Source organism: Gluconobacter sp. GP1, from assembly GCF_032913585.1.
Lineage (GTDB): Bacteria > Pseudomonadota > Alphaproteobacteria > Acetobacterales > Acetobacteraceae > Gluconobacter > Gluconobacter cerinus.
The window spans coordinates 623,385-642,230 of sequence record NZ_JASGXC010000002.1; the positions used below are offsets into that span (position 1 = coordinate 623,385).

Sequence of the window (18,846 nt, forward strand, 5' to 3'; positions counted from 1 at the left end):
CGATAAGGTCAGGCTAAAATCCAAACGGCCCCTTTCACAATCTAAAATGACGCCAAAACCCCTTTCCGCGACATAAACTTTCCCCACTGTGACAAATCTGCCATGCAAAAATTGCATGGCTCAACATGTTGTTGTCATATTCCGATACAGCGCCTTGTCCCATCTCCGGTGAAGCCAGAGCCATGAGCCGGGCTCCTGCTCTATCCACTCCTGAAGACAGTCGTTGAGTTGCTGCGTCAGCTTCAGGACATCTGCCTGACGATTCTCGGTAGGCTGTGGGTCAATGGGGGGATCCACAACGAGTACCAGTCTGGCAGGGCCTTCGCGGCGCACATGTCCGGTTACAATCAAGGCTTTATGCCGCAGGGCAAACACGGCAGTTGCAGAGGCTGTCATGGCGGGACGACCGAAAAGACGGGCCTCGATGCCATCATTCATTTTCTGATCGCCAAGCACGCCTAAATGCCCGCCGTGAGACAGGTGCTTCAGCGCAGAGCGAGCTCCACGGGCTCCTTTGGGGAACATCGGAACATCCATGCGCATAGCTCGGCGGCGGAGGGCATGAATGATGGAATCTACAATCGGATTGCTGGCTGCCCGATAGAAGGAAGCAAAGGGCATCCCGAATCGCGCGACGACCGGGGGCATGAGTTCCCAGTTGCCAATATGGCCGGAAAAGAAAATGACCGGGCGCCCCGTTGCGCGTGCGGCTTCCAGATATTCCGATCCTTCAACACGCCATCCTGGGCCGGTCGGCGTGTTCTGTTTCAATCGGCCCACATGCGGAAACTCCGCTACGGTGCGTCCCAGGTTTTCCCAGCAGTCTTTGACGATACTGCCCCGCTCTTCCCTGGTCAGCTGTGGCATGGCCAGTTGCAGGTTTCGGTCGGCAACTCTGGAAACGGGAATAAGAGGCCCGATATGGCGCGCGACAGAGCCACCCAGTGTGGACGCGGCCGCAGAGGGGAGAATGCGCAGCCAGCCCAGCAGGACGCGCACAAGCAGGGCTTCCGCCCGATGTGGAATTGAAGTCATGAGTGAGGGAACAGAAGATCCAGAATATGGTCCGGCGCTTTTGGGTCCGCCCAAAGAAGCTCAACGTTGATGACGGTGACCTGCGCCCGGAAAGCGGGAGGAAGTTTGACCGCATCCTTGGCTGTGGTCACGAGCGTGGTTCCGGATTCCCGACGCAGCGTTTCAAGGCGCTGGATGTCATTGGCCGAGTAGGCATGATGATCCGGAAAGGGAAGGCAGCGAACAGGGGAAACACCTGCGTCCTGCAGCATGGTGAAAAATTTATCGGGGCGGCCGATCCCCGCGAAAGCGACAACTCTCCGGCCTTGCAGACCGCGGATTTCAGGGCCGGGAACCAGTCTGGCCTGAGCTTTGAAGAGAAATGGGGGAAGGGTGAGCAGCAGGCCGTGGCGGTCTTCTCCGATGATGACCACACACTGCGCACGCTTCAGAGCATCCAGCACCGGTTCACGCAGAGGACCGGCGGGCATGACCTGCCCGTTGCCAAACCCCACGACGCCATCCACGACCAGCACCGAGAGGTCCTTGTGAAGTCCTGGGTTCTGGAAACCATCATCCATCACGAGACAATCAGCGCCTTGGCCAATCGCCAGTCTTGCGGTCTGGGCCCGGTCTGCTCCGACCCATGTTGGAGCAGCTTTTGCTAGAAGAAGAGGCTCATCGCCGACATCACGGGCGCTCGAACGCCCCGGATTGACCTCCAGCGGACCTTTCTCTCTGCCACCATGACCGCGGCTGAGAATATGCGGAGAATGTCCACGATCTTTCAGTCTTTGGACCAGATCCAGTGTCAGGGGTGTTTTTCCCGTGCCCCCAGCAGTCACGTTGCCGCAGCATAGTACCGGGACTACGGCTCGGTAGCCTTCCCGGGTCATGCGGCGACGGGTCAAACGGGTCGCGATTCCTGCCAAAGGGCGCAGCATGAATGCCGCAGGGCCTACCCTCGGGACGGACCAGAATCGCGGAGCCCGTAGTCTCATCGTTCAAGTGTCTCCAGAATGCGGGGGCTTAGTCTGGACACCACGGAGCGCTGAAGCACTGCGGGTGAAGGCGTGACATGAGGTTCAGTGATCCACTGGCTCAGACTATCGATATCCTTAACGATGTGAAGATAATCGTGCAGCAGGCTAACCGCTTCCCGCCAGTTTTCCATAAGAGGGCCGCTTGCTGTCGGAACGCCCAGGCGAAGTGGCTCGAAAGGATTGTGGCCACCGCCTTTCCCCGCGAGAGAGTTGCCGAGGAAGCAGCAATTCGCGAGTCTGTAGAACAGGCCCAGTTCCCCCAATGTGTCGGCAATCCAGCCATGAGCCTTGTTGTTCGGCTCCTGCCCAACGGATCGCCGGGGCAGATCAAAGCGCGAAGCCAGTTCCTCGCCACGTTTGGGATGCCGGGGGATGAGGATCGTCAGAAGGTCGGGTTGTTTTTCTCTGGCGAGTGTTGCTGCTGCCAGAACCAATTCCTCCTCACCAGGATGAGTCGAAGCCGCGACGAAAACCGGACGATTTCCAATCACGGCCTGAAGTCGCTCCAATTCCGCGAAGTCGCATAACAAAGGAGGAGCGTCCTGTTTGAGGTCTCCATCTTCATAAACGGCTTTTGTGCCTAAGGAGCGGAAGTGTGCCGCGTCTTCCGGGCCTCGGGCTGCAACCCAGGAGAGGCGAGAAAACATGCGTCCAGTCAGGCTGGCGGCTTTTTTCCACCGGCGAGCCGAGCGATCCGAGAGGCGACCGTTGACCAGCATGACGGGAATAGCCTTGCGGTAGCAGGCTGCAATGATGCCGGGCCAGAGTTCACTTTCTACAAAGACAGCACCGTCCGGCTTCCAACGCTTGAGAAATCGGCCAAACCAGCGCGGCACATCGTGAGGAATAAAACGATGAGAGACGCGGCGCCCGAATTCTGGATGGCGGCTGACAATTTCTGCGCCCGTCACCGTGGCGGTTGTGAACAGGACATGCAGATCCGGGCGCTTCTGCAGAAGATCATCAAGCAATGGTCGCGCACACAGGGTCTCCCCCACGCTGGCAGCATGTATCCAGAGAAGTGTGCCTTTTGGGCGATGACCGCCCCCTAGACCCATTCTTTCACGAAGGCGGTCTGGCAGCTCCCGTCCTCGCTTCAGACGTACCCGCAGCATGATCGTCAGAGCAGGAGCCAGAAGGCTGCCAACGGCCCCCCACAACCGATCCATGACGGAAAGATTTTGATTGCGAACGTTAGCTTCTGCCTGGTCCGCAACGGCATTGAGTGCAACACGGAGCGTCTCTGTGTCCGGTTCAACAAGCGGTTCACCGACCACGACAGACCCGCGCCCAAAGGGGAGTGGAAATGTAAGGCCGTCCCACGAGGGCAGGCGAATGCTGTTACAGGCCATACCCAGCGGAATAATGGGGCGTCTGGAAATCCGCGATAGCACGAGAATGCCCGGCTGAACCTCTTCCGCCGGGCCACGCGGGCCATCTGGAGTAATGGCGACAAAAGCACCCTCCTTCAGCTCCCGGAGAGCGACTCTCAGTGCCGCCGCACCGCCTTTGTCCTTCCCTTTGCGGGACGTGGAGCCATGAATGCCAATGATTCCCCATGGGCGAATAGCGTCCGCGATGAGGCGTCCATCCGCGTTGCGGGAAATCAGAACCCGGAGCTTCACCCGTGGTTCGATCGCGCGGGCCCAGAACCAGAGCGCTGGAGCCAAGGTCAGGGAACGGTGCCAGAGGGCAAGAACTGTTCCCTGATCAGCTTGCGTCAGAAGTGCTCTTGCCTGTTTGGTGCCTCCGACATTCCAGTGGGTGGAGCGCAGACAGGCACCTAACCAGACATGGATCATGCGAGCGGGCGATATCATGAGCAGTCGGGTAGCATGGTCAGATGGCGCTCGCAAAACTTTGTGACAGACTGTCAGGCTGCTTCGTGATGAACCTGAAGGCTGGTGAAGGTTACCCGGGCCATATCGGAGTGAGTTGGCGCGTGCCAACCCTGTTCGCCAGCCACAGCTTCGAACCATACACCCTGTGCTATCGCGGCAGAGGGCAATGAGAAGTGATTTTCTGTTCCGTTGACGATGATGCGCATCAGACCATTCGGAGACGTGCGAATTTCATAGCGAATGGTCTGATGCGGATAAACCGTACCGACCACAACGCTCTGCTTGGATGTCCCATTATCCACGAGTGCAAAGACCCGGTCGCCCTGAACACTTAGCTCCGCCACTGGATGCTGTGTGTTTGCCAGGCGGCCAATGACCACTTTTCCATTTCGCGGAAGCTGATCAATGTGCACAGTCGCTTGCATGTCAGAATTCGTTTGCTGAAAATACCATGCGGTATTTTCTCGCAAAAGCGTCTCCGGAGCGACCTTTCCACGGATGACTGGCTGGAGGCCGTCAGTCGTGAGCGTTAGGGCACCTGTCTGCTGATCGCGGGAGTAAAAAGCTGTGTTGTAGCCAGAGCCAAGTGTCGCGGACGGAACAAGATGCAGGCCCAAACGCTTGGCAGGCTCCTGGAGTGTAAAAGCCGAAATGTCCGGTGCTTGCGGGACATCCATGGCATGCACCGGCATAGCGATCAGAGCACTTAGGCAAAAAGCTGGGCCAGCAAGTCGGGAGATCATAATGTGTCCTTCCGGGGTTCTGGTTGTGACGTCAGATGACTGTTTCAACGCAGAACTCCCGAAAAGGACGCATGATTAGCGGCTCATGAGAACCGTGAGTTTCATGTTCTCAAGAATATGACGGGTCACGCCCCCCAGAATCATCTGGCGAAGACGGGAGTGGGAGTAGGCTCCCATGCTCAGCATATCGGCGCCAAAATCTTCAGCCCCCTTCAACAGGCCGGCACCGACATCCTTATTGATGGGGTCGCAGGCACGTGTCGTAGCGGAAATGCCATGCAGACGCAGATAACGGACAACATCGTCGCCTGTAGGGCCACGACGCTGATATTCCTGGCATGTCAAAACCTGAACGCCTTCCGCGGTATGCGCCCATGGCAGAATGCAGCGGAGTGCGAGCGAAGACTCGGGCGTTCCGTTCCAGGCAATGGCAATGCGGCTGCCTACCGTTTTCGGAGCAATTGGCGGAGCAATGACCAGAGGACGCCCGCTGTCAAAAAGAATGGCATGCAGTGTTTCTGATGCGCGCGGGTCAGTGGCTGAAATGAGATTGGGCACGAGCGTCATGTCTGCCAGACGTGAGCGCCATGTCAGAGCATCATGTTCCGTGCCATCCAGCACTTCGAGGCTGGCACTGACACCGCCGCCAATGGACATGCCGATCTTGGAGGCCTCGACGCGGCGAAGTCCGTTATTATGCACGAAGCTGTCGAAGCTGTGTCGGATCCTGATGGCGCGGCGGTGAGCTTCCGTGGCCGCCGCATCAATCATTTCCGTCACCATTCCGGCAGAAATGCCTTCGCCAGCGAGTGTGGCAACTTCGGTCGGATCTGATCCGACAACGACAGCAGACAGGTGTGCATCAAAACGACGGGCAAAATCCAGGGCCACCGACATAACTGAATCCAGATCGTCGGCCCCGGTGAGGGGGAGAAGGATGTTCTTGATTTCGATAAGCATAACGTAAGGCTCCCCACCTTGGGAAAAGGGTGTTCTCTATCTTTACGGATAAAGACGCGTGACGTTCCATTCAGATCCATCACGAGTCCATAATGCTCGGTCATGGAGGCGGAAAGGCCGGTCCTGCCAGAACTCTATGGCGTCTGGAGCAACGCGGAAACCTGTCCAGTTGTTCGGGCGTGGAATAGGGCCATTGCCATATTTTCCTTCTGCGGCCTTCAGGCGCTCTTCAAAGGTGCTGCGCTCATCCAGAGGGCGTGACTGGTCAGATGCAATGGCCCCCAGCCTGGACATGGGCGACCGGCTGGCGAAATAAGCATCTGCTTCCTCGTCACTGACCTGCGTAACCGGTCCTTCGATCCGGATCTGCCGACGCAGGGACTTCCAGTGGAACAGCAGGGCGACATGCGGATTGGCCAGCAGGTCGCCACCTTTGCGGCTCTCCACGTTTGTATAGAAGACAAATCCGCGCTCGTCCGCGCCCTTGAGCAACAGCATGCGAACGGAAGGACGGCCATCTGGCGTGGATGTTGCAACGGCCATGGCGTTGGGGTCATTGGGCTCAGACGCTTCTGCGTCTGACATCCAGGCTGCAAACAGGGCAAATGGATCAGAAGTCAGATCGATGAGGGGCAGAGAGGGCATGGAAGTCTCCTGAAGCAGCGGGGACAGCCCGAAAGGGCGATGTGAGAACCATAGCGGCTCCGTCCGGGTCCCGGAACAGACCCTGTCAGGTTCCGGCTCCGAATTATGGCGTCAGAGGCATTATATAGAGAAAGCAGGAGCGGTTGCCTTGACCTGCCTCATGGGCCTGAAATCCACACTACGGCTGGAAACTGCCGTGCAAGAGGCATTGAGTGTCGTGTTACTCTTGTTTGCTGGCATCTCTTGTGCGACCACGGCGCTAACACGCCAACGCGATTCAGGAAACCTTCAATGTCTGAAACAGAAGACAACATCCCGGCTCCCGTGACCGGCACCCTCATGAAGGGCAAGCGCGGTGTTATCATGGGTGTCGCCAACAAGCATTCCATCGCTTGGGCTATCGCGAGCGCCTGTGCTGCACAGGGCGCGGAACTCGCTTTCACCTATCAGGGTGAAGCTCTTGGCAAGCGCGTGCGTCCCCTCGCAGAAAGCGTTGGCTCTGATCTGGTTCTGCCGTGTGATGTCAGCGATGATGCAGCAATCGATGCGACGTTCGATGAAATCGAAAAGGTGTGGGGCAAGATCGACTTCGTGCTTCACGCCATCGCTTTTGCTGACAAGCAGTACCTGCGCGGCCGTTACATTGACACGCCGCGTGATGCGTTCCTGCAGGCCATGGACATTTCCTGCTATTCCTTCGTGTCCGTCGCCCGTCGCGCGTCTGCCATGATGAATGCTGGTGGTTCGTTCCTGAGCATGACCTATCTCGGTGCCGAGCGCGTCATGCCACATTACAACGTCATGGGTGTTGCCAAGGCGGCTCTAGAAGCCTCCGTGCGTTACATGGCCGCTGATCTCGGCCGTGACGATATCCGCGTGAACGGCATCTCCGCAGGCCCGATCATGACGCTGGCCGCCAACGGCATCAGCGACTTCCGCTACATCCTGCGCTGGAACCAGCTCAACGCCCCGATGGAGCGTAACGTGACTCTGAAGGACGTTGGTGGTTCGGGCATGTACCTGCTCTCCGACCTCTCCAGCGGCGTGACGGGCGAAATCCATCATGTGGATTGTGGCTACCACACGGTTGGCATGAAGAACCCGGCAGCTCCTGACATCGCAGCTGTCAGCTCCGGGGACTGACAATGTCAGACAACAGCTTCGGGCAACTCTTTCGCGTCACCACCTGGGGTGAAAGCCACGGTCCAGCCATCGGCTGTGTCGTAGATGGCTGTCCACCTCGCCTGAAGCTGTCCGAAGCGGACATCCAGCCTTGGCTCGACCGCCGTCGGCCAGGGCAGTCCCGCTTCACGACCCAGCGTCGGGAACCGGATCAGGTCCGGATCCTGTCGGGGGTGTTTGAAGGCCAGACGACCGGCACGCCTATTTCGCTGATGATCGAAAACACCGATCAGCGGTCGAAAGATTATGGTGAGATTGCCCAGAGCTATCGTCCGGGCCATGCGGACATTGCCTACGATCTGAAATATGGCATCCGCGATTACCGAGGGGGCGGTCGCTCGTCTGCTCGTGAAACGGCTATGCGTGTCGCGGCTGGTGCTGTGGCCCGTGTGCTTCTGAAAACTCTGGTCGGGGAAGGCGTGAAGATTCGCGCGGCCCTGACAGGGATTGGCGGTCAGACCATTGATCCAACCCGCTGGGACTGGGACGAAGTGGAGCGCAACCCGCTCTGGTGTCCGGACGCTGCGAGCGTCGGCCCTTGGGAAGAGCTGCTCGATTCTATTCGCAAGGATGGATCGTCCATCGGGGCCACTGTTGAAGTTGTTGCGGAAGGTCTGCCACCGGGTCTTGGTGCGCCAGTCTATGGGAAGCTCGATGCTGATCTCGCCGGCGCTCTTATGGGCATCAATGGTGTGAAGGGCGTTGAGATCGGTGACGGCTTCGCTGTCGCGGCTCTTCGCGGTGAGCAGAACGCCGATCCGATCGCATCGGGGCCGCAGTTCGCATCGAACCATGCGGGCGGCATCCTAGGGGGCATCTCCACGGGGCAACCGATCGTGGCCCGCTTCGCCATCAAGCCAACCAGTTCGATCCTGACCCCTGTGCCGAGCATCAATAGTGCAGGGGATTCGGTTGAGGTGCGCACCAAGGGACGACACGATCCGTGTATTGGTATCCGTGCCGTGCCCGTAGCGGAAGCTATGATGGCCTGCGTTCTGGCAGACCATCTGCTTCGCAATCATGCGCAGTGCGGCTGGGACAACTGATCCCAGCCTTCAGGCTTTAGCTGGCAAGCTTGGCGTCCAGGGTGATCTCCGTATTGAGAACCTTGGACATCGGACAGCCGATCTTGGCCTTGTTGGCAGCATCCAAGAAGTCGGCCTCGGTCGCGTTCGGAACCACGCCACGAAGCGTCAGATGGGCCTTCGTGACGGCAAAGCCATCGCCAACCTTATCCAGGGAAATTGTCGACTCCGTGTCGAGGGAGTCGGCTGTAAAGCCAGCATCACCAAGGATCAGAGATAGCGCCATTGTGAAGCAGCTGGCGTGGGCCGCGCCGAGCAGTTCTTCTGGGTTGGTGCCGGGCTTGTCTTCGAATCGCGTGTTGAAACCATAAGGCTGGTCCTGAAGGGCGCCGCTCTGCGTTGAGATGGTGCCCTTGCCTTCCTTGATGGTACCGCTCCAGTGGGCCGAAGCTTTCTTGTTGATGGTCATGAGACGCTCTCCGCGTGTTGGGGGATGCTGTCTCCAACGTGACCAGACAGGAAACGTTGCCGTGAAAAAACCGTGTGGTGTGGTTGTGATGTCACTCAGGAAAAGCCCCTTGGGGATGAATGGGAACCTATGGCGGTTTTCTGCGATTGCCCCAATATATAGGGGTGTGGATCGTTTATGCCCCTAGATATGGATGACTCCAAATTCACAGCTCTTTCCAATTTGCAAGAGAAGAGTTCGCTTGCAGTGACGGGCGCGGGTGTGGAATTGGAGGGGCATCAAATCGAAAAAATCAGACTGCCGGAGCAGAGCGCAATGACACTTCATGACGTGACGATGGACACGCCACATACGGCCGACCGCCCGCATGACGTGCTTCCGCCTGTTGACCATCCTGTTGGCGAGCGCGCCGTTGGGGAGGGAGAAGAAACGCCAGACATGTTCGATGATGTCGTGCAGCTTCCGGGTCATCATGCCGTCCGTGTGGATCGTTCACGTGATTCGCTTTTGACGGATTTTGGCAAGGCGACTCTGAACAACCGCTACCTTCTGCCAGGCGAGCATTATCAGGATCTGTTTGCGCGTGTTGCGTCCTATTACGGGGCGGATCAGGGCCATGCCCAGCGTATTTATGATTACATTTCGCGCCACTGGTTCATGCCAGCTACACCGATTCTGTCTAACGGTGGAACGTCCCGCGGTCTGCCGATTTCCTGCTTCCTGAACGAAGCCGAAGATAGCCTGGAAGGTATCGTCGGCCTCTGGAACGAAAACGTCTGGCTGGCATCCAAGGGCGGCGGCATCGGGTCTTATTGGGGCAATTTGCGCTCAATCGGCGAGAACATCGGTCGTAACGGCAAGACGTCCGGCGTCATTCCGTTCATCCGCGTGATGGACAGCCTGACACTAGCTATCTCGCAGGGGTCTCTGCGTCGTGGGTCTGCGGCTGTGTATCTGCCGGTCTGGCATCCTGAAATCGAAGAATTCACGGAAATGCGCCGCCCAACGGGCGGTGACCCAAACCGTAAGGCCCTGAACCTGCATCATGGCGTTCTGATCACAGACGCCTTCATGCGCGCTGTTGAGGCGGACGAGGAATGGCCGCTGCTGTCCCCGAAGGATCACAGCATCATCCGCAAGGTGTCTGCTCGTGGGCTCTGGATCCGTATCCTGACGGCCCGCATGGAGCAGGGCGAGCCGTACATCATCTACTCGGATCATGTGAACCGTGCCCGTCCGGAACACCACAAGCTGGCCGGTCTTGAGGTCAAGACCTCCAATCTTTGCGCCGAGATCACGTTGCCGACCGGCATAGACCATCATGGCAAGAACCGGACGGCTGTCTGCTGCCTGTCTTCCCTGAACCTGGAAACCTGGGACGAGTGGAAAGATGATCCGCAGTTCATCGAGGACGTCATGCTGTTCCTCGATAACGTTCTGCAGGATTTCATTGACCGCGCCCCGGACGACATGGCGCGTGCCAAGTATGCTGCTGCCCGTGAGCGGTCTGTCGGCCTGGGCGTGATGGGATACCATTCCTTCCTTCAGGCCCGGATGATCCCGTTCGAGAGTGTGATGGCGAAGGTCTGGAACAAGAAGATCTTCCAGCATATTCGCGCTCAGGCCGATGCGGCGTCAAAGAAGCTGGCGGAACTGCGTGGTCCGTGCCCGGATGCCGAGGAATACGGCTTCATGGAGCGCTTCTCGCACAAGCTGGCGATTGCTCCGACGGCGTCCATTTCCATCATCACGGGTAATGCCAGCCCCGGTATTGAGCCGATCAGTGCGAACGTCTTCCTTCAGAAGACCCTGTCCGGCTCGTTCTCGGTCCGTAACCGTCATCTGACCACGATCCTTGAAGAGCGCGGTCAGAATACGGACAAGGTGTGGTCTGACATCACCCTGAGCAAAGGCTCCGTTCAGCATCTGGACTTCCTGACGCAGGATGAGAAGGACGTCTTCAAGACGGCCTTTGAGCTGGATCAGCGCTGGGTTGTCGAACATGCCGCCGACCGTGCGCCGTTCATCTGTCAGGCACAGTCGGTCAACCTCTTCCTGCCGGCGGATGTTCATAAGCGCGACCTGCATCAGATCCACTTCCAGGCTTGGAAGAAAGGCCTGAAGTCTCTGTATTACTGCCGTTCCCTGTCGGTGCAGCGTGCTGATGCAGTCTCCACGCTGGCCGTGAAGAGCGATATTCTGGACGATGAGAAGTACGAAGCTACTGTGCAGGCTGCCCCGCGTGGCAAAATGAGCAGTGGCGATTATGACGAGTGCCTCGCCTGTCAGTAAGGCAGGCTGGGACTATCGGTTTGAAAAGCCCGGCTCCTCGTTTTGGGAGCCGGGCTTTTTTTTATGTTCTCAGGGCGTATCAGGCGCTTTAACGCGACGGAAACCCAGCCAGAGCAGGATGAGCCCCAGTGCTGTAGCGATCCATCCGAATGTTGCGCCGGGAGGTGCAAAATGAAAGTGGATCCGGGTTGGTCCTGCAGGAAGCGGGATACGTTCAAATAACCCGTCCCACACTTCCGGGACGATGAAAGTGCCATTCACCTCGGCCGTCCATCCCGGCAGCATCACTTCGCGACGGATAAGATAAGTCGGCGCCGGGCAGCTTGCGGCAAGCGTCTCCCGGTCTTTCAGAGTAAGGGTGCAGGCTGCTTCAGTCTCAAAATAGGGGGCAGCGCTCTTCAGCCGGATGAGATCTCCGGTTCCCGTGTGCAGGACGGGCATCATGGCTTCGCGCACAGCCTCTGTCTCAAAGTGGATGCGCGGCCAAGCCACATGATCCTTCACGGTGGACCAGATCATAACGTCTGTGGTGGCCTCGTTGAGGCTTAACGTCAGGGTATGGGCATCGGCAGGAATGATTTTATCCAGTTCGATCGACGTCAGACCGTTGTCTGTTGCCTCTTTCAACCGTGCCTGACCCGTTGCGCATTGCGTGTCGGAACAAATGGACAGAATCAGAATTCCGTTCGAGTTTCCGGCGTAAGTGCCCAATTGCAGCGTTGCCAAGCGGCTAACCGGCTTTTCCCACGATGAAATATTGATTGTGACCTCTGGCGAGTTCGGCGTCAGAGGAAAGCCGTTTTGCTGGCGGTTTTCTAGGGGATAGGGCGCGATGCTTGGCATGCCATGACCCGGAGGAACCAGCAGGGCTGATACGCCGAGTTTGGCAAATAGATCAGGATGCCGGGCTAAAGAGGCTTCCAGAAAGGCATCCCCGTTTTCAGCAAAAGGATAGGAGCCATTAAAGGTTACGGCGTCGACTTTTGAGCCGAAGTCCTGTTTCAGGCGCTCGATCCATGCTTTCGGCGTGGGAATGGCGTTGTGATTGATAGAGGCGATCCGCAGATAAGCGCCATAATTTGGCTCAATCGGGCCAATGGTCACGAAGCGCTGTAGGCCGGTTTCACCCTGTAGTGCCGTAATAAGGCGTTGGTCTGGATGGGGTTGTTCCGGATAGGCGCTTAGAAGAGGAATTTCGAACAATAAAAGGGTCTCACAAAAGAGAACCGTTCCAATAATTTTCGGATGTTTCCTGCTCGTTGCAAGAAAAACCACAACAGCCAAGCAGAAGCTGCCAAAAATCAGCGATCCTACTGCATAGATGTGGGAGGAAACTGGTCCTTCGGAAACCGAGCAAAGTTTAGTCAGGAACTGATGATCCAGACCATAGGTCGTGACAATCAGGGCGCTCATCACACAAGTAGACAGGATGATTGCTCTGCGGCGCCACACACCACGGAACATGTCATCCAGGGCGAAGGCTGCGAGAAGGATCAGGCAGCTTTCCACCATGGGTTCGCAAAGGCGAAAGAATACGGTGTGCCCAAGTCCTGGCACCAGATCGACGAGTTGAGTGAGCCCCGGAACACCGGCCTGTTTTCCCACGACAGCAAGGAAAATGCCGAGCAGCAGGAAGCGCAGCCCTCGCTCGTTGTTGCCCCCGATGGCGCATAAAGCCAGAAACGGAAGAGTAAGCCCGCAATAGCCTCCTAGGGCATACCATGCATCCAATTCGGAGCCGTAGAATATGGGGCCGTTGATGTAGGGGAATAGCAGCATCGACCATGCCTGATGCGGCAGGGTCTCATCATTGATGCCGCCGTGAACACCGATGTCAGCATGGGGTAGGAATGTCAGAAACGCGAGGAGTTGCGGGGCGGCAATCAAGCCTGCCGTGAGGCCCCCAAGGCAGATGTGAAGGGCAAAGCGGGATCTGCTGTCAGGAGCAGTCTGGAAAAAGCGTAGAACTGCAAGCCCGAGCGCGATCAGTCCTAAAAGAAAGGCAGTTTCGGGAAAGCCTGCCAACAGGAGATAGGTCAGGCTTAGAGCAAGCCAGCCCCAATTCCCGGTTCGGGCACGTTCCACGCCATAGAGAGCGAGAGGCAGAAAGGCGAGGGGTTCAGACGGGCCGTCCGAAGCCCATGCATAGGTGCCGTTGAAAGCATAGAGCAGGCCACCGATCAGCGCGGCGCGCAGATCGAGGCGCAGCTGTTTCAAAAATGCATATGTGGACAGGCCCGCTATGATTTGCAGAGTGCACTTCATCATCAGGAGACCATTCGGCAGCCCCAGAAACAGCACGAATGGTAGAAAAAATGCGGCAGGCTGGTATTCGCCCGCCAAAGGCATGCCGACACCGCTGTAGGGATTCCACCAGGGAATGACACCATGCACCCAGTCGTGCGCCACAAGTCGGCCGAGGGCTTCTACGAAAACGCCTGCGCAACCGTCGATCCAGCCTGGATGTCCCGGTATCAGTCCCTTCGCGGCACTGGCGGAGTTCTGCACCATCAGTGATGTCGTCATCATTGGGTCGCTGGAGCGTAATCCGAGCCATTCCGGCAGATAGATGCAGATTGGCAGGAAGATCAGCGCGAGAAGGTGAGAGCGAGGCCAGAAGCGACGCGTTTTCGGGGGCATGGAAGCTCCAGGTGGAGGGTTGTGTTGATTGCATAACCCCCGTGTTTTCGTCCCACAAGCGAATGGATTGTCGACTGATGCAGCGTCGGACGTTATGATCTGCCTCAGAATGATTCTGAATGACCTGGGTTGTGCGTCGCTGCGCCCCTGCGATGGTCTTCAGTCGGACTAAGGTATTGAAAAACACGAATTTTCACGTGTCTGTCTTGTCCGGATCGGATGAAACGCGGCCACAGGAAGAACGTGTCTTTGAGGAAAGTAAGGTCATGAGCAACACGACCCCGAATGCTGGCGAAACGCCAGCGACCGAGCAGCATTATGACCTGATGACTGCGAACCCGGTGTACAAACCGTTTCGCTACCCGTGGGCCTATGACGCCTGGCTAACCCAGCAGCGCGTTCACTGGCTCCCGGAAGAAGTGCCGCTGGCTGATGACGTGAAGGATTGGCATCGTACGTTGACGGAAGCCGAGCAGCATCTCGTGACGCAGATCTTCCGCTTCTTCACGCAGGCCGACGTGGAAGTGAATTCCGCGTACATGAAATATTACAGCCAGGTCTTCAAGCCGACTGAAGTGCTGATGATGCTGTCATCGTTCTCGAACATCGAGACGATCCACATTGCGGCCTATTCCCATCTTCTCGACACCATCGGGATGCCAGAAACAGAGTATTCGGCCTTCCTGAAGTACAAGGAGATGAAGGATAAATACGATTTCATGCAGTCGTTTAACATCGACAACAAGCGTGAGATCGCGAAGACCATGGCGGCCTTCGGCGCCTTCATGGAAGGGCTTCAGCTTTTCGCATCGTTCGCGATCCTGCTGAACTTCCCGCGCTTCAACAAGCTCAAGGGCATGGGGCAGATTGTCTCTTGGTCCGTGCGTGATGAAACGCTGCACTGCCTGTCCATGATCCGTCTGTTCCGCACGTTCATTCGTGAGAATCCGGAACTGTGGACGGAAGATTTCCGTGAAGAACTGAAGGAAATCTGCCGCACGACCGTTGAGCATGAAGACGCGTTCATTGATCTGGCTTTTGAAATGGGCCCGGTTGAGGGAATGTCCTCGGAAGACGTCAAGCGTTACATTCGCTTCATTGCGGATCGTCGTCTGACGCAGCTGGGTCTTGATCCGGTTTATGGTGAGGAAGAAAATCCGCTCCCGTGGATTGATGACATGCTGAACGCTGTTGAGCATGCCAACTTCTTCGAAAACCGCTCTACGGAATACTCCCGTGCCTCTACGTCCGGCACCTGGGAAGAAGCCTTTGAAGGCAGCGTCTTCGAATAATCTGGGGATAGGGGAGAGTCAGCTTTCGGGCAGGCTTTCTCCCCGTCGCAGAACCCGTTCGGCCGCATCGGTAAAGCGGCCATCCTCTTCATGCAAAATCAGTCCCGGACGCAGGCGAAAGATGCCTTTGCCGCCGTGGATGGCCTGGATCAGCACCAGTTTCGCTTCCCGTCCCTGTTTGGGCCAGAAGGGGTAGAGCTGGAGTGAACCGCACCCGTTTTCCAAAAGCGTCTGGCAGGCTCTGTCCGTGATCGCTGCGGATATGATGAACGTCAGTGTTCCACCGGGCAGAACCCAGCGGGTGAGGCTGCGGATCCAGGCCTGTGGGTCGGTGTCTTCTGCGCTGAGGGCCAGCCGCCGTCGTTCGTCGGGGGAGGGCGTACCATGCGCACTGTGCCAAGGAGGATTGGCCATCACGTGATGGAAGCGACCATTGGCTGTCGGAGCCAGAGCTCGCAAAGATGATGGGATCGTCGGGAGCACCGCCTGAAGAGCCGAAAGCGATGTTCGCGAGTCTGGAAACGGGTTGTTCAGGAAATTGTGAGCTGCCAGTTTTACTGTATCCGCATCTGCTTCAAGCCCAATACCGCTCACGCCAGCAACACGTGCTGCAAGGCATAGCAAGCCTGCGCCTGCACCGCATCCTGCCTCCAGAACAGTCTCTCCAGCTCGTGCAGGGACCGCTGCCGCCATCAGGACGGGCTCAAGCCCTGTGCGATAGCCCTTCCGAAATTGTCGGTAGTGGAGTCGTCCGTTGAGCAATGTTCCGTCCCTTTCGTTTTCAGAAAGGGGGGAAGTGCTCTTCAGATGGGTCTTAGGGGGCTGCAATGGGTTGACCACCTTCCTGCTGCCGCTCATATGGTCATTCCAACCTGTCGTCCGGCGTTAATATGGCCTGGTCGCTTTTCCAGACAGGAAGAACGAGCAGGGATACGCCACATCATATCGTGCCTGCACGGTCCTGGGCAGTCCTGGGATAGTGTGCAGGAACTGGAGTAAAGACCCTTGGATTCTGCCGCACCGGATGCTGCCGTGACCGTTGATAAAGCTGTGGTTCAGGGTACAGGTGGCGAAAGCGCACTATCAGCGCTGTCAGCCTATCTCGAAGAGGACATGCTGGCTTGCAACCGCGCCATTATCGCGCGGATGGAGAGCCCTGTCCCCCTGATCCCGCAGCTTGGCGCTCACCTGGTGGCTGCTGGCGGCAAGCGCCTTCGTCCCCTTCTGACGCTCGCTTCAGCACGGTTGTGTGGTTATCAGCCAGGCCCTGACCATCAGCGTCATGTCGGGCTCGCAGCCTGCGTGGAGTTCATTCACACCGCAACTCTGCTGCATGATGATGTGGTGGACGAGAGCACGCTGCGTCGCGGTCTGGCTTCGGCTAATGCCGTGTTCGGCAATAAGGCGTCTGTTCTGGTGGGGGACTTCCTGTTCGCCCGTTCGTTCCAGCTTATGACGGCAGACGGCTCCCTGAAGGTCATGGCGATCCTGTCAGATGCGTCTGCAACGATTGCTGAGGGCGAAGTCCTTCAGATGGTTGTGCAGAACGATCTCACGACGCCTGTTGAGCGGTATCTGGAAGTCATTCACGGCAAGACGGCCGCACTGTTTGCGGCCGCCTGCCGCGTTGGTGCTGTCGTCGCTGAGCGTCCGGATGCCGAAGAGGATGCTCTGGAGCAGTTTGGCACCAATCTTGGTATGGCGTTCCAGCTTGTTGATGATGCTCTCGATTATGCCGCGGACCAGCAGGTTCTGGGCAAGACCGTTGGCGATGACATGCGGGAAGGCAAGATTACTCTGCCAGTTCTGGCCGCCTATGAGGCCGGCTCACCGGAAGAGCGTGTGTTCTGGGAGCGTGTTATCGGGGAAGGTGAGCAGACTGAGGAAGATCTGCCTCACGCTCTGAACCTGATTGCGAAAACCGGTGCGATCAATACGACGATCGCCCGGGCGCAGGTCTATGCAGATGCGGCTGTTGAAGCCCTGTCTATTTTCCCCGATAGCGAACTGCGTCGCCTTCTGATTGAGACAGTTCAGTTCACCGTGAACCGGGCGCGCTAAAAAAAACCGTTCTGCGTCAGTCCGCTCAGGGCTGGCGCAGACTGTGCTCTCAGGCCGTCAGTGCGAGCGGGCTGAAAAGAGACCATTCCGAAAAACCTAAACGGCTTACGGCAGCTTCCAGACGTGGCGCATTGAATGGTGCGCTTGTCATGAAAAGCCGGGGCGGTGCTGCGACGTTGTCTGTCGTGATGGGTGCTAGGGTTTCAAGCACAGTCCGCACCTGTCGGGCGACGGCTGGTGCCGGGTCGAGCCAGTTCAGGTTTGAGCGTGCAAGGCGCTGAAAAGCTGGCATCAGAAACGTGTAATGCGTGCAGCCAAGCCCGACCGTATCGATGGCCTCGCCATGAGGCTGTTCGAACAGGCAGGTCAGTTCGCGTTCGACGTCTGCATCCGGAATGGCATCGCCCAGAAAGGCGCGTTCGGCCAGATCAGCCAGTCCACGCGCACCATGGGTGATGAGACGGCAATCCGAGGCAAACTGCCGATGCAGTTCCAGAACATAGGGGCGCCGGGCCGTTGCTGACGTGGACAGCAGACCAACGGTCCGGGTTGTGGAAACGCGCCCAGCCCAGCGGATAGGGGGGACGCATCCGACAACGGGGATGGAGAGACGTTCCCGGAGCGCTGGCAGGGCAATAGTGCTCGCCGTATTGCAGGCAATCACCAGAACGTCTGGCTGGACGTCACGGCAGGCTGCTTCGAGCAGGCTGACAATGCGGCCGGTCAAGCGGTCATCAGGTTGTTCCCCATATGGAAACAGCGCGGTGTCAGCCAGATAGTCGATCGTGAGGGCGGGGAGGATGTCGCGCAGAGCCTGAACGACACCCATCCCCCCGATGCCCGAGTCAAAAACAAGGCATCGGGACAAAAGGGCAGGAGAGCCCACGGGCGTCAGCCTTCTGCTTTGGCCTTGAGCGCCAGCGCTTCTTCGGCGCTGCCGACACCGCCATGCTTGCGGGACCAGCCACAGGGATCTTCAAGGAAGCGACGAACCTCGGCGCTGTCCTTTTCAGAGAAATAATCGCCGCCTGCACACGCTTCGAGAACATCCCACCAGGTGCATAGGGCGTGCAGGGAAATGTCCATGTCTGCCAGCGTTTTGTGGGCGCCTGGGAAGACTCCGTAGAAGAACACGACGAAGGTGTGGTTCACGATGGCGCCCGCATCGCGCAGGGCATTGGCGAATCGGATCTTGGATGCGCCATCCGTCGTCAGGTCTTCGACCAGCAGTGTGCGCATGCCATCGGGCACATCACCTTCGATCTGCGCATTACGGCCAAAGCCCTTCGGCTTTTTGCGGACATACGCCATCGGCGTCATCATGCGATCTGCAATCCACGCAGCGAACGGAATACCTGCTGTCTCGCCGCCGACAACCGCATCGATGCTTTCATAGCCGATGTGGCGGCCGATCTTCTCGACAGCCAGTTCCATGATCTTGGTCCGGGCGCGGGGGAAGAAGATGATCTTGCGGCAGTCGATATAGACCGGGGATTTCCAGCCTGACGTCAGGGTGTAAGGCTCTTCCGGACGGAAGTTGACGGCCTTGATCTCCAGAAGGATGCGGGCGGTGGTCAGGGCTGCGTCCCGGTCCCACTGGGTGCGACCCGCGATCGGGCTCTCTCCATGTTGTGTCATG

At 57.8% G+C, this 18,846-nt stretch carries 16 protein-coding genes; 5 read left to right on the forward strand and 11 right to left on the reverse strand.

Features of this window, described 5'->3' with window-relative positions:
• Window positions 1-120 precede the first annotated feature (120 nt).
• The 6 genes from R5H23_RS07465 to pdxH form a co-directional block, all read right to left on the reverse strand.
• Window positions 121-1,035 (reverse strand): lysophospholipid acyltransferase family protein, encoded by a 915-nt coding sequence (locus R5H23_RS07465; protein ID WP_317214966.1) that lies wholly within the window; start codon window positions 1,033-1,035, stop codon window positions 121-123.
• The gene (gene lpxK, locus R5H23_RS07470) at window positions 1,032-2,015 is read right to left on the reverse strand and encodes a tetraacyldisaccharide 4'-kinase (RefSeq protein ID WP_317214967.1); all 984 of its coding nucleotides are present in this window, start codon (window positions 2,013-2,015) and stop codon (window positions 1,032-1,034) included. The genes R5H23_RS07465 and lpxK overlap by 4 nt, the downstream gene beginning before the upstream one ends.
• Window positions 2,012-3,877, reverse strand: coding sequence for a glycosyltransferase N-terminal domain-containing protein (locus R5H23_RS07475; RefSeq protein WP_317214968.1), 1,866 nt, complete (start codon window positions 3,875-3,877; stop codon window positions 2,012-2,014). Before R5H23_RS07475 ends, lpxK begins: the two co-directional genes overlap by 4 nt.
• 53 nt (window positions 3,878-3,930) lie before the next feature.
• Window positions 3,931-4,641, reverse strand: coding sequence for a polysaccharide lyase family 7 protein (locus tag R5H23_RS07480; protein WP_317214969.1), 711 nt, complete (start codon window positions 4,639-4,641; stop codon window positions 3,931-3,933).
• 75 nt (window positions 4,642-4,716) lie between these two features.
• Window positions 4,717-5,601: a universal stress protein gene (locus R5H23_RS07485; protein WP_046899585.1), complete on the reverse strand. Its 885-nt coding sequence runs from the start codon at window positions 5,599-5,601 to the stop codon at window positions 4,717-4,719.
• Window positions 5,602-5,643: 42 nt separating this feature from the next.
• Window positions 5,644-6,246 (reverse strand): pyridoxamine 5'-phosphate oxidase, encoded by a 603-nt coding sequence (gene pdxH, locus R5H23_RS07490; RefSeq protein ID WP_317214970.1) that lies wholly within the window; start codon window positions 6,244-6,246, stop codon window positions 5,644-5,646.
• Window positions 6,247-6,537: 291 nt separating this feature from the next.
• On the opposite strand from pdxH, the gene fabI reads away from it, so the two are divergent.
• Both fabI and aroC read left to right on the forward strand, forming a co-directional pair.
• A complete protein-coding gene (fabI, locus tag R5H23_RS07495; protein WP_015074825.1) occupies window positions 6,538-7,389 on the forward strand; it encodes an enoyl-ACP reductase FabI in 852 nt (283 codons plus the stop codon).
• A gap of 2 nt (window positions 7,390-7,391) precedes the next feature.
• On the forward strand, window positions 7,392-8,474 hold the full coding sequence (gene aroC / locus R5H23_RS07500; RefSeq protein ID WP_317214972.1) for a chorismate synthase: 1,083 nt from the start codon (window positions 7,392-7,394) through the stop codon (window positions 8,472-8,474).
• A gap of 16 nt (window positions 8,475-8,490) precedes the next feature.
• Here aroC and R5H23_RS07505 read toward each other — a convergent pair whose 3' ends face one another.
• On the reverse strand, window positions 8,491-8,922 hold the full coding sequence (locus tag R5H23_RS07505) for an OsmC family protein (RefSeq protein WP_086634066.1): 432 nt from the start codon (window positions 8,920-8,922) through the stop codon (window positions 8,491-8,493).
• Between the two features lie 438 nt (window positions 8,923-9,360).
• On the opposite strand from R5H23_RS07505, the gene R5H23_RS07510 reads away from it, so the two are divergent.
• On the forward strand, window positions 9,361-11,214 hold the full coding sequence (locus R5H23_RS07510; protein WP_317215095.1) for a ribonucleoside-diphosphate reductase subunit alpha: 1,854 nt from the start codon (window positions 9,361-9,363) through the stop codon (window positions 11,212-11,214).
• Between the two features lie 69 nt (window positions 11,215-11,283).
• Here the strand turns inward: R5H23_RS07510 and R5H23_RS07515 are convergent, their stop codons facing one another.
• Complete coding sequence (locus tag R5H23_RS07515) at window positions 11,284-13,854, reverse strand: YfhO family protein (protein ID WP_317214973.1); 2,571 nt, start codon at window positions 13,852-13,854, stop codon at window positions 11,284-11,286.
• 266 nt (window positions 13,855-14,120) lie between these two features.
• Between R5H23_RS07515 and R5H23_RS07520 the strand changes: the two genes are divergently transcribed.
• The gene (locus R5H23_RS07520; RefSeq protein WP_046899852.1) at window positions 14,121-15,146 is read left to right on the forward strand and encodes a ribonucleotide-diphosphate reductase subunit beta; all 1,026 of its coding nucleotides are present in this window, start codon (window positions 14,121-14,123) and stop codon (window positions 15,144-15,146) included.
• An 18-nt stretch (window positions 15,147-15,164) separates the two neighbouring features.
• On the opposite strand, the gene R5H23_RS07525 is transcribed toward R5H23_RS07520, so the two are convergent.
• Window positions 15,165-16,004 carry an SAM-dependent methyltransferase gene (locus tag R5H23_RS07525; protein WP_317214974.1) on the reverse strand — a complete coding sequence of 280 codons (840 nt, stop codon included), beginning with the start codon at window positions 16,002-16,004 and terminating at the stop codon, window positions 15,165-15,167.
• A gap of 147 nt (window positions 16,005-16,151) precedes the next feature.
• On the opposite strand from R5H23_RS07525, the gene R5H23_RS07530 reads away from it, so the two are divergent.
• Window positions 16,152-17,207, forward strand: coding sequence for a polyprenyl synthetase family protein (locus R5H23_RS07530; protein ID WP_086634068.1), 1,056 nt, complete (start codon window positions 16,152-16,154; stop codon window positions 17,205-17,207).
• Between the two features lie 49 nt (window positions 17,208-17,256).
• Here R5H23_RS07530 and murI read toward each other — a convergent pair whose 3' ends face one another.
• Together murI and R5H23_RS07540 are read right to left on the reverse strand one after the other, a co-directional pair.
• Complete coding sequence (gene murI, locus R5H23_RS07535) at window positions 17,257-18,093, reverse strand: glutamate racemase (protein WP_317214976.1); 837 nt, start codon at window positions 18,091-18,093, stop codon at window positions 17,257-17,259.
• Window positions 18,094-18,098: 5 nt separating this feature from the next.
• On the reverse strand, window positions 18,099-18,845 hold the full coding sequence (locus R5H23_RS07540) for an orotate phosphoribosyltransferase (protein ID WP_016737749.1): 747 nt from the start codon (window positions 18,843-18,845) through the stop codon (window positions 18,099-18,101).
• Between the last annotated feature and the right edge of the window lies 1 nt (window position 18,846).

Coding starts and splice junctions, on each gene's coding strand:
- R5H23_RS07465 (WP_317214966.1), bottom strand. CDS start 1,035: ATGACTTCAATTCCACATCGGGCGGAAGCCCTGCTTGTGCGCGTCCTG.
- lpxK (WP_317214967.1), bottom strand. CDS start 2,015: ATGAGACTACGGGCTCCGCGATTCTGGTCCGTCCCGAGGGTAGGCCCT.
- R5H23_RS07475 (WP_317214968.1), bottom strand. CDS start 3,877: ATGATATCGCCCGCTCGCATGATCCATGTCTGGTTAGGTGCCTGTCTG.
- R5H23_RS07480 (WP_317214969.1), bottom strand. CDS start 4,641: ATGATCTCCCGACTTGCTGGCCCAGCTTTTTGCCTAAGTGCTCTGATC.
- R5H23_RS07485 (WP_046899585.1), bottom strand. CDS start 5,601: ATGCTTATCGAAATCAAGAACATCCTTCTCCCCCTCACCGGGGCCGAC.
- pdxH (WP_317214970.1), bottom strand. CDS start 6,246: ATGCCCTCTCTGCCCCTCATCGATCTGACTTCTGATCCATTTGCCCTG.
- fabI (WP_015074825.1), top strand. CDS start 6,538: ATGTCTGAAACAGAAGACAACATCCCGGCTCCCGTGACCGGCACCCTC.
- aroC (WP_317214972.1), top strand. CDS start 7,392: ATGTCAGACAACAGCTTCGGGCAACTCTTTCGCGTCACCACCTGGGGT.
- R5H23_RS07505 (WP_086634066.1), bottom strand. CDS start 8,922: ATGACCATCAACAAGAAAGCTTCGGCCCACTGGAGCGGTACCATCAAG.
- R5H23_RS07510 (WP_317215095.1), top strand. CDS start 9,361: ATGTTCGATGATGTCGTGCAGCTTCCGGGTCATCATGCCGTCCGTGTG.
- R5H23_RS07515 (WP_317214973.1), bottom strand. CDS start 13,854: ATGCCCCCGAAAACGCGTCGCTTCTGGCCTCGCTCTCACCTTCTCGCG.
- R5H23_RS07520 (WP_046899852.1), top strand. CDS start 14,121: ATGAGCAACACGACCCCGAATGCTGGCGAAACGCCAGCGACCGAGCAG.
- R5H23_RS07525 (WP_317214974.1), bottom strand. CDS start 16,004: ATGAGCGGCAGCAGGAAGGTGGTCAACCCATTGCAGCCCCCTAAGACC.
- R5H23_RS07540 (WP_016737749.1), bottom strand. CDS start 18,845: ATGACACAACATGGAGAGAGCCCGATCGCGGGTCGCACCCAGTGGGAC.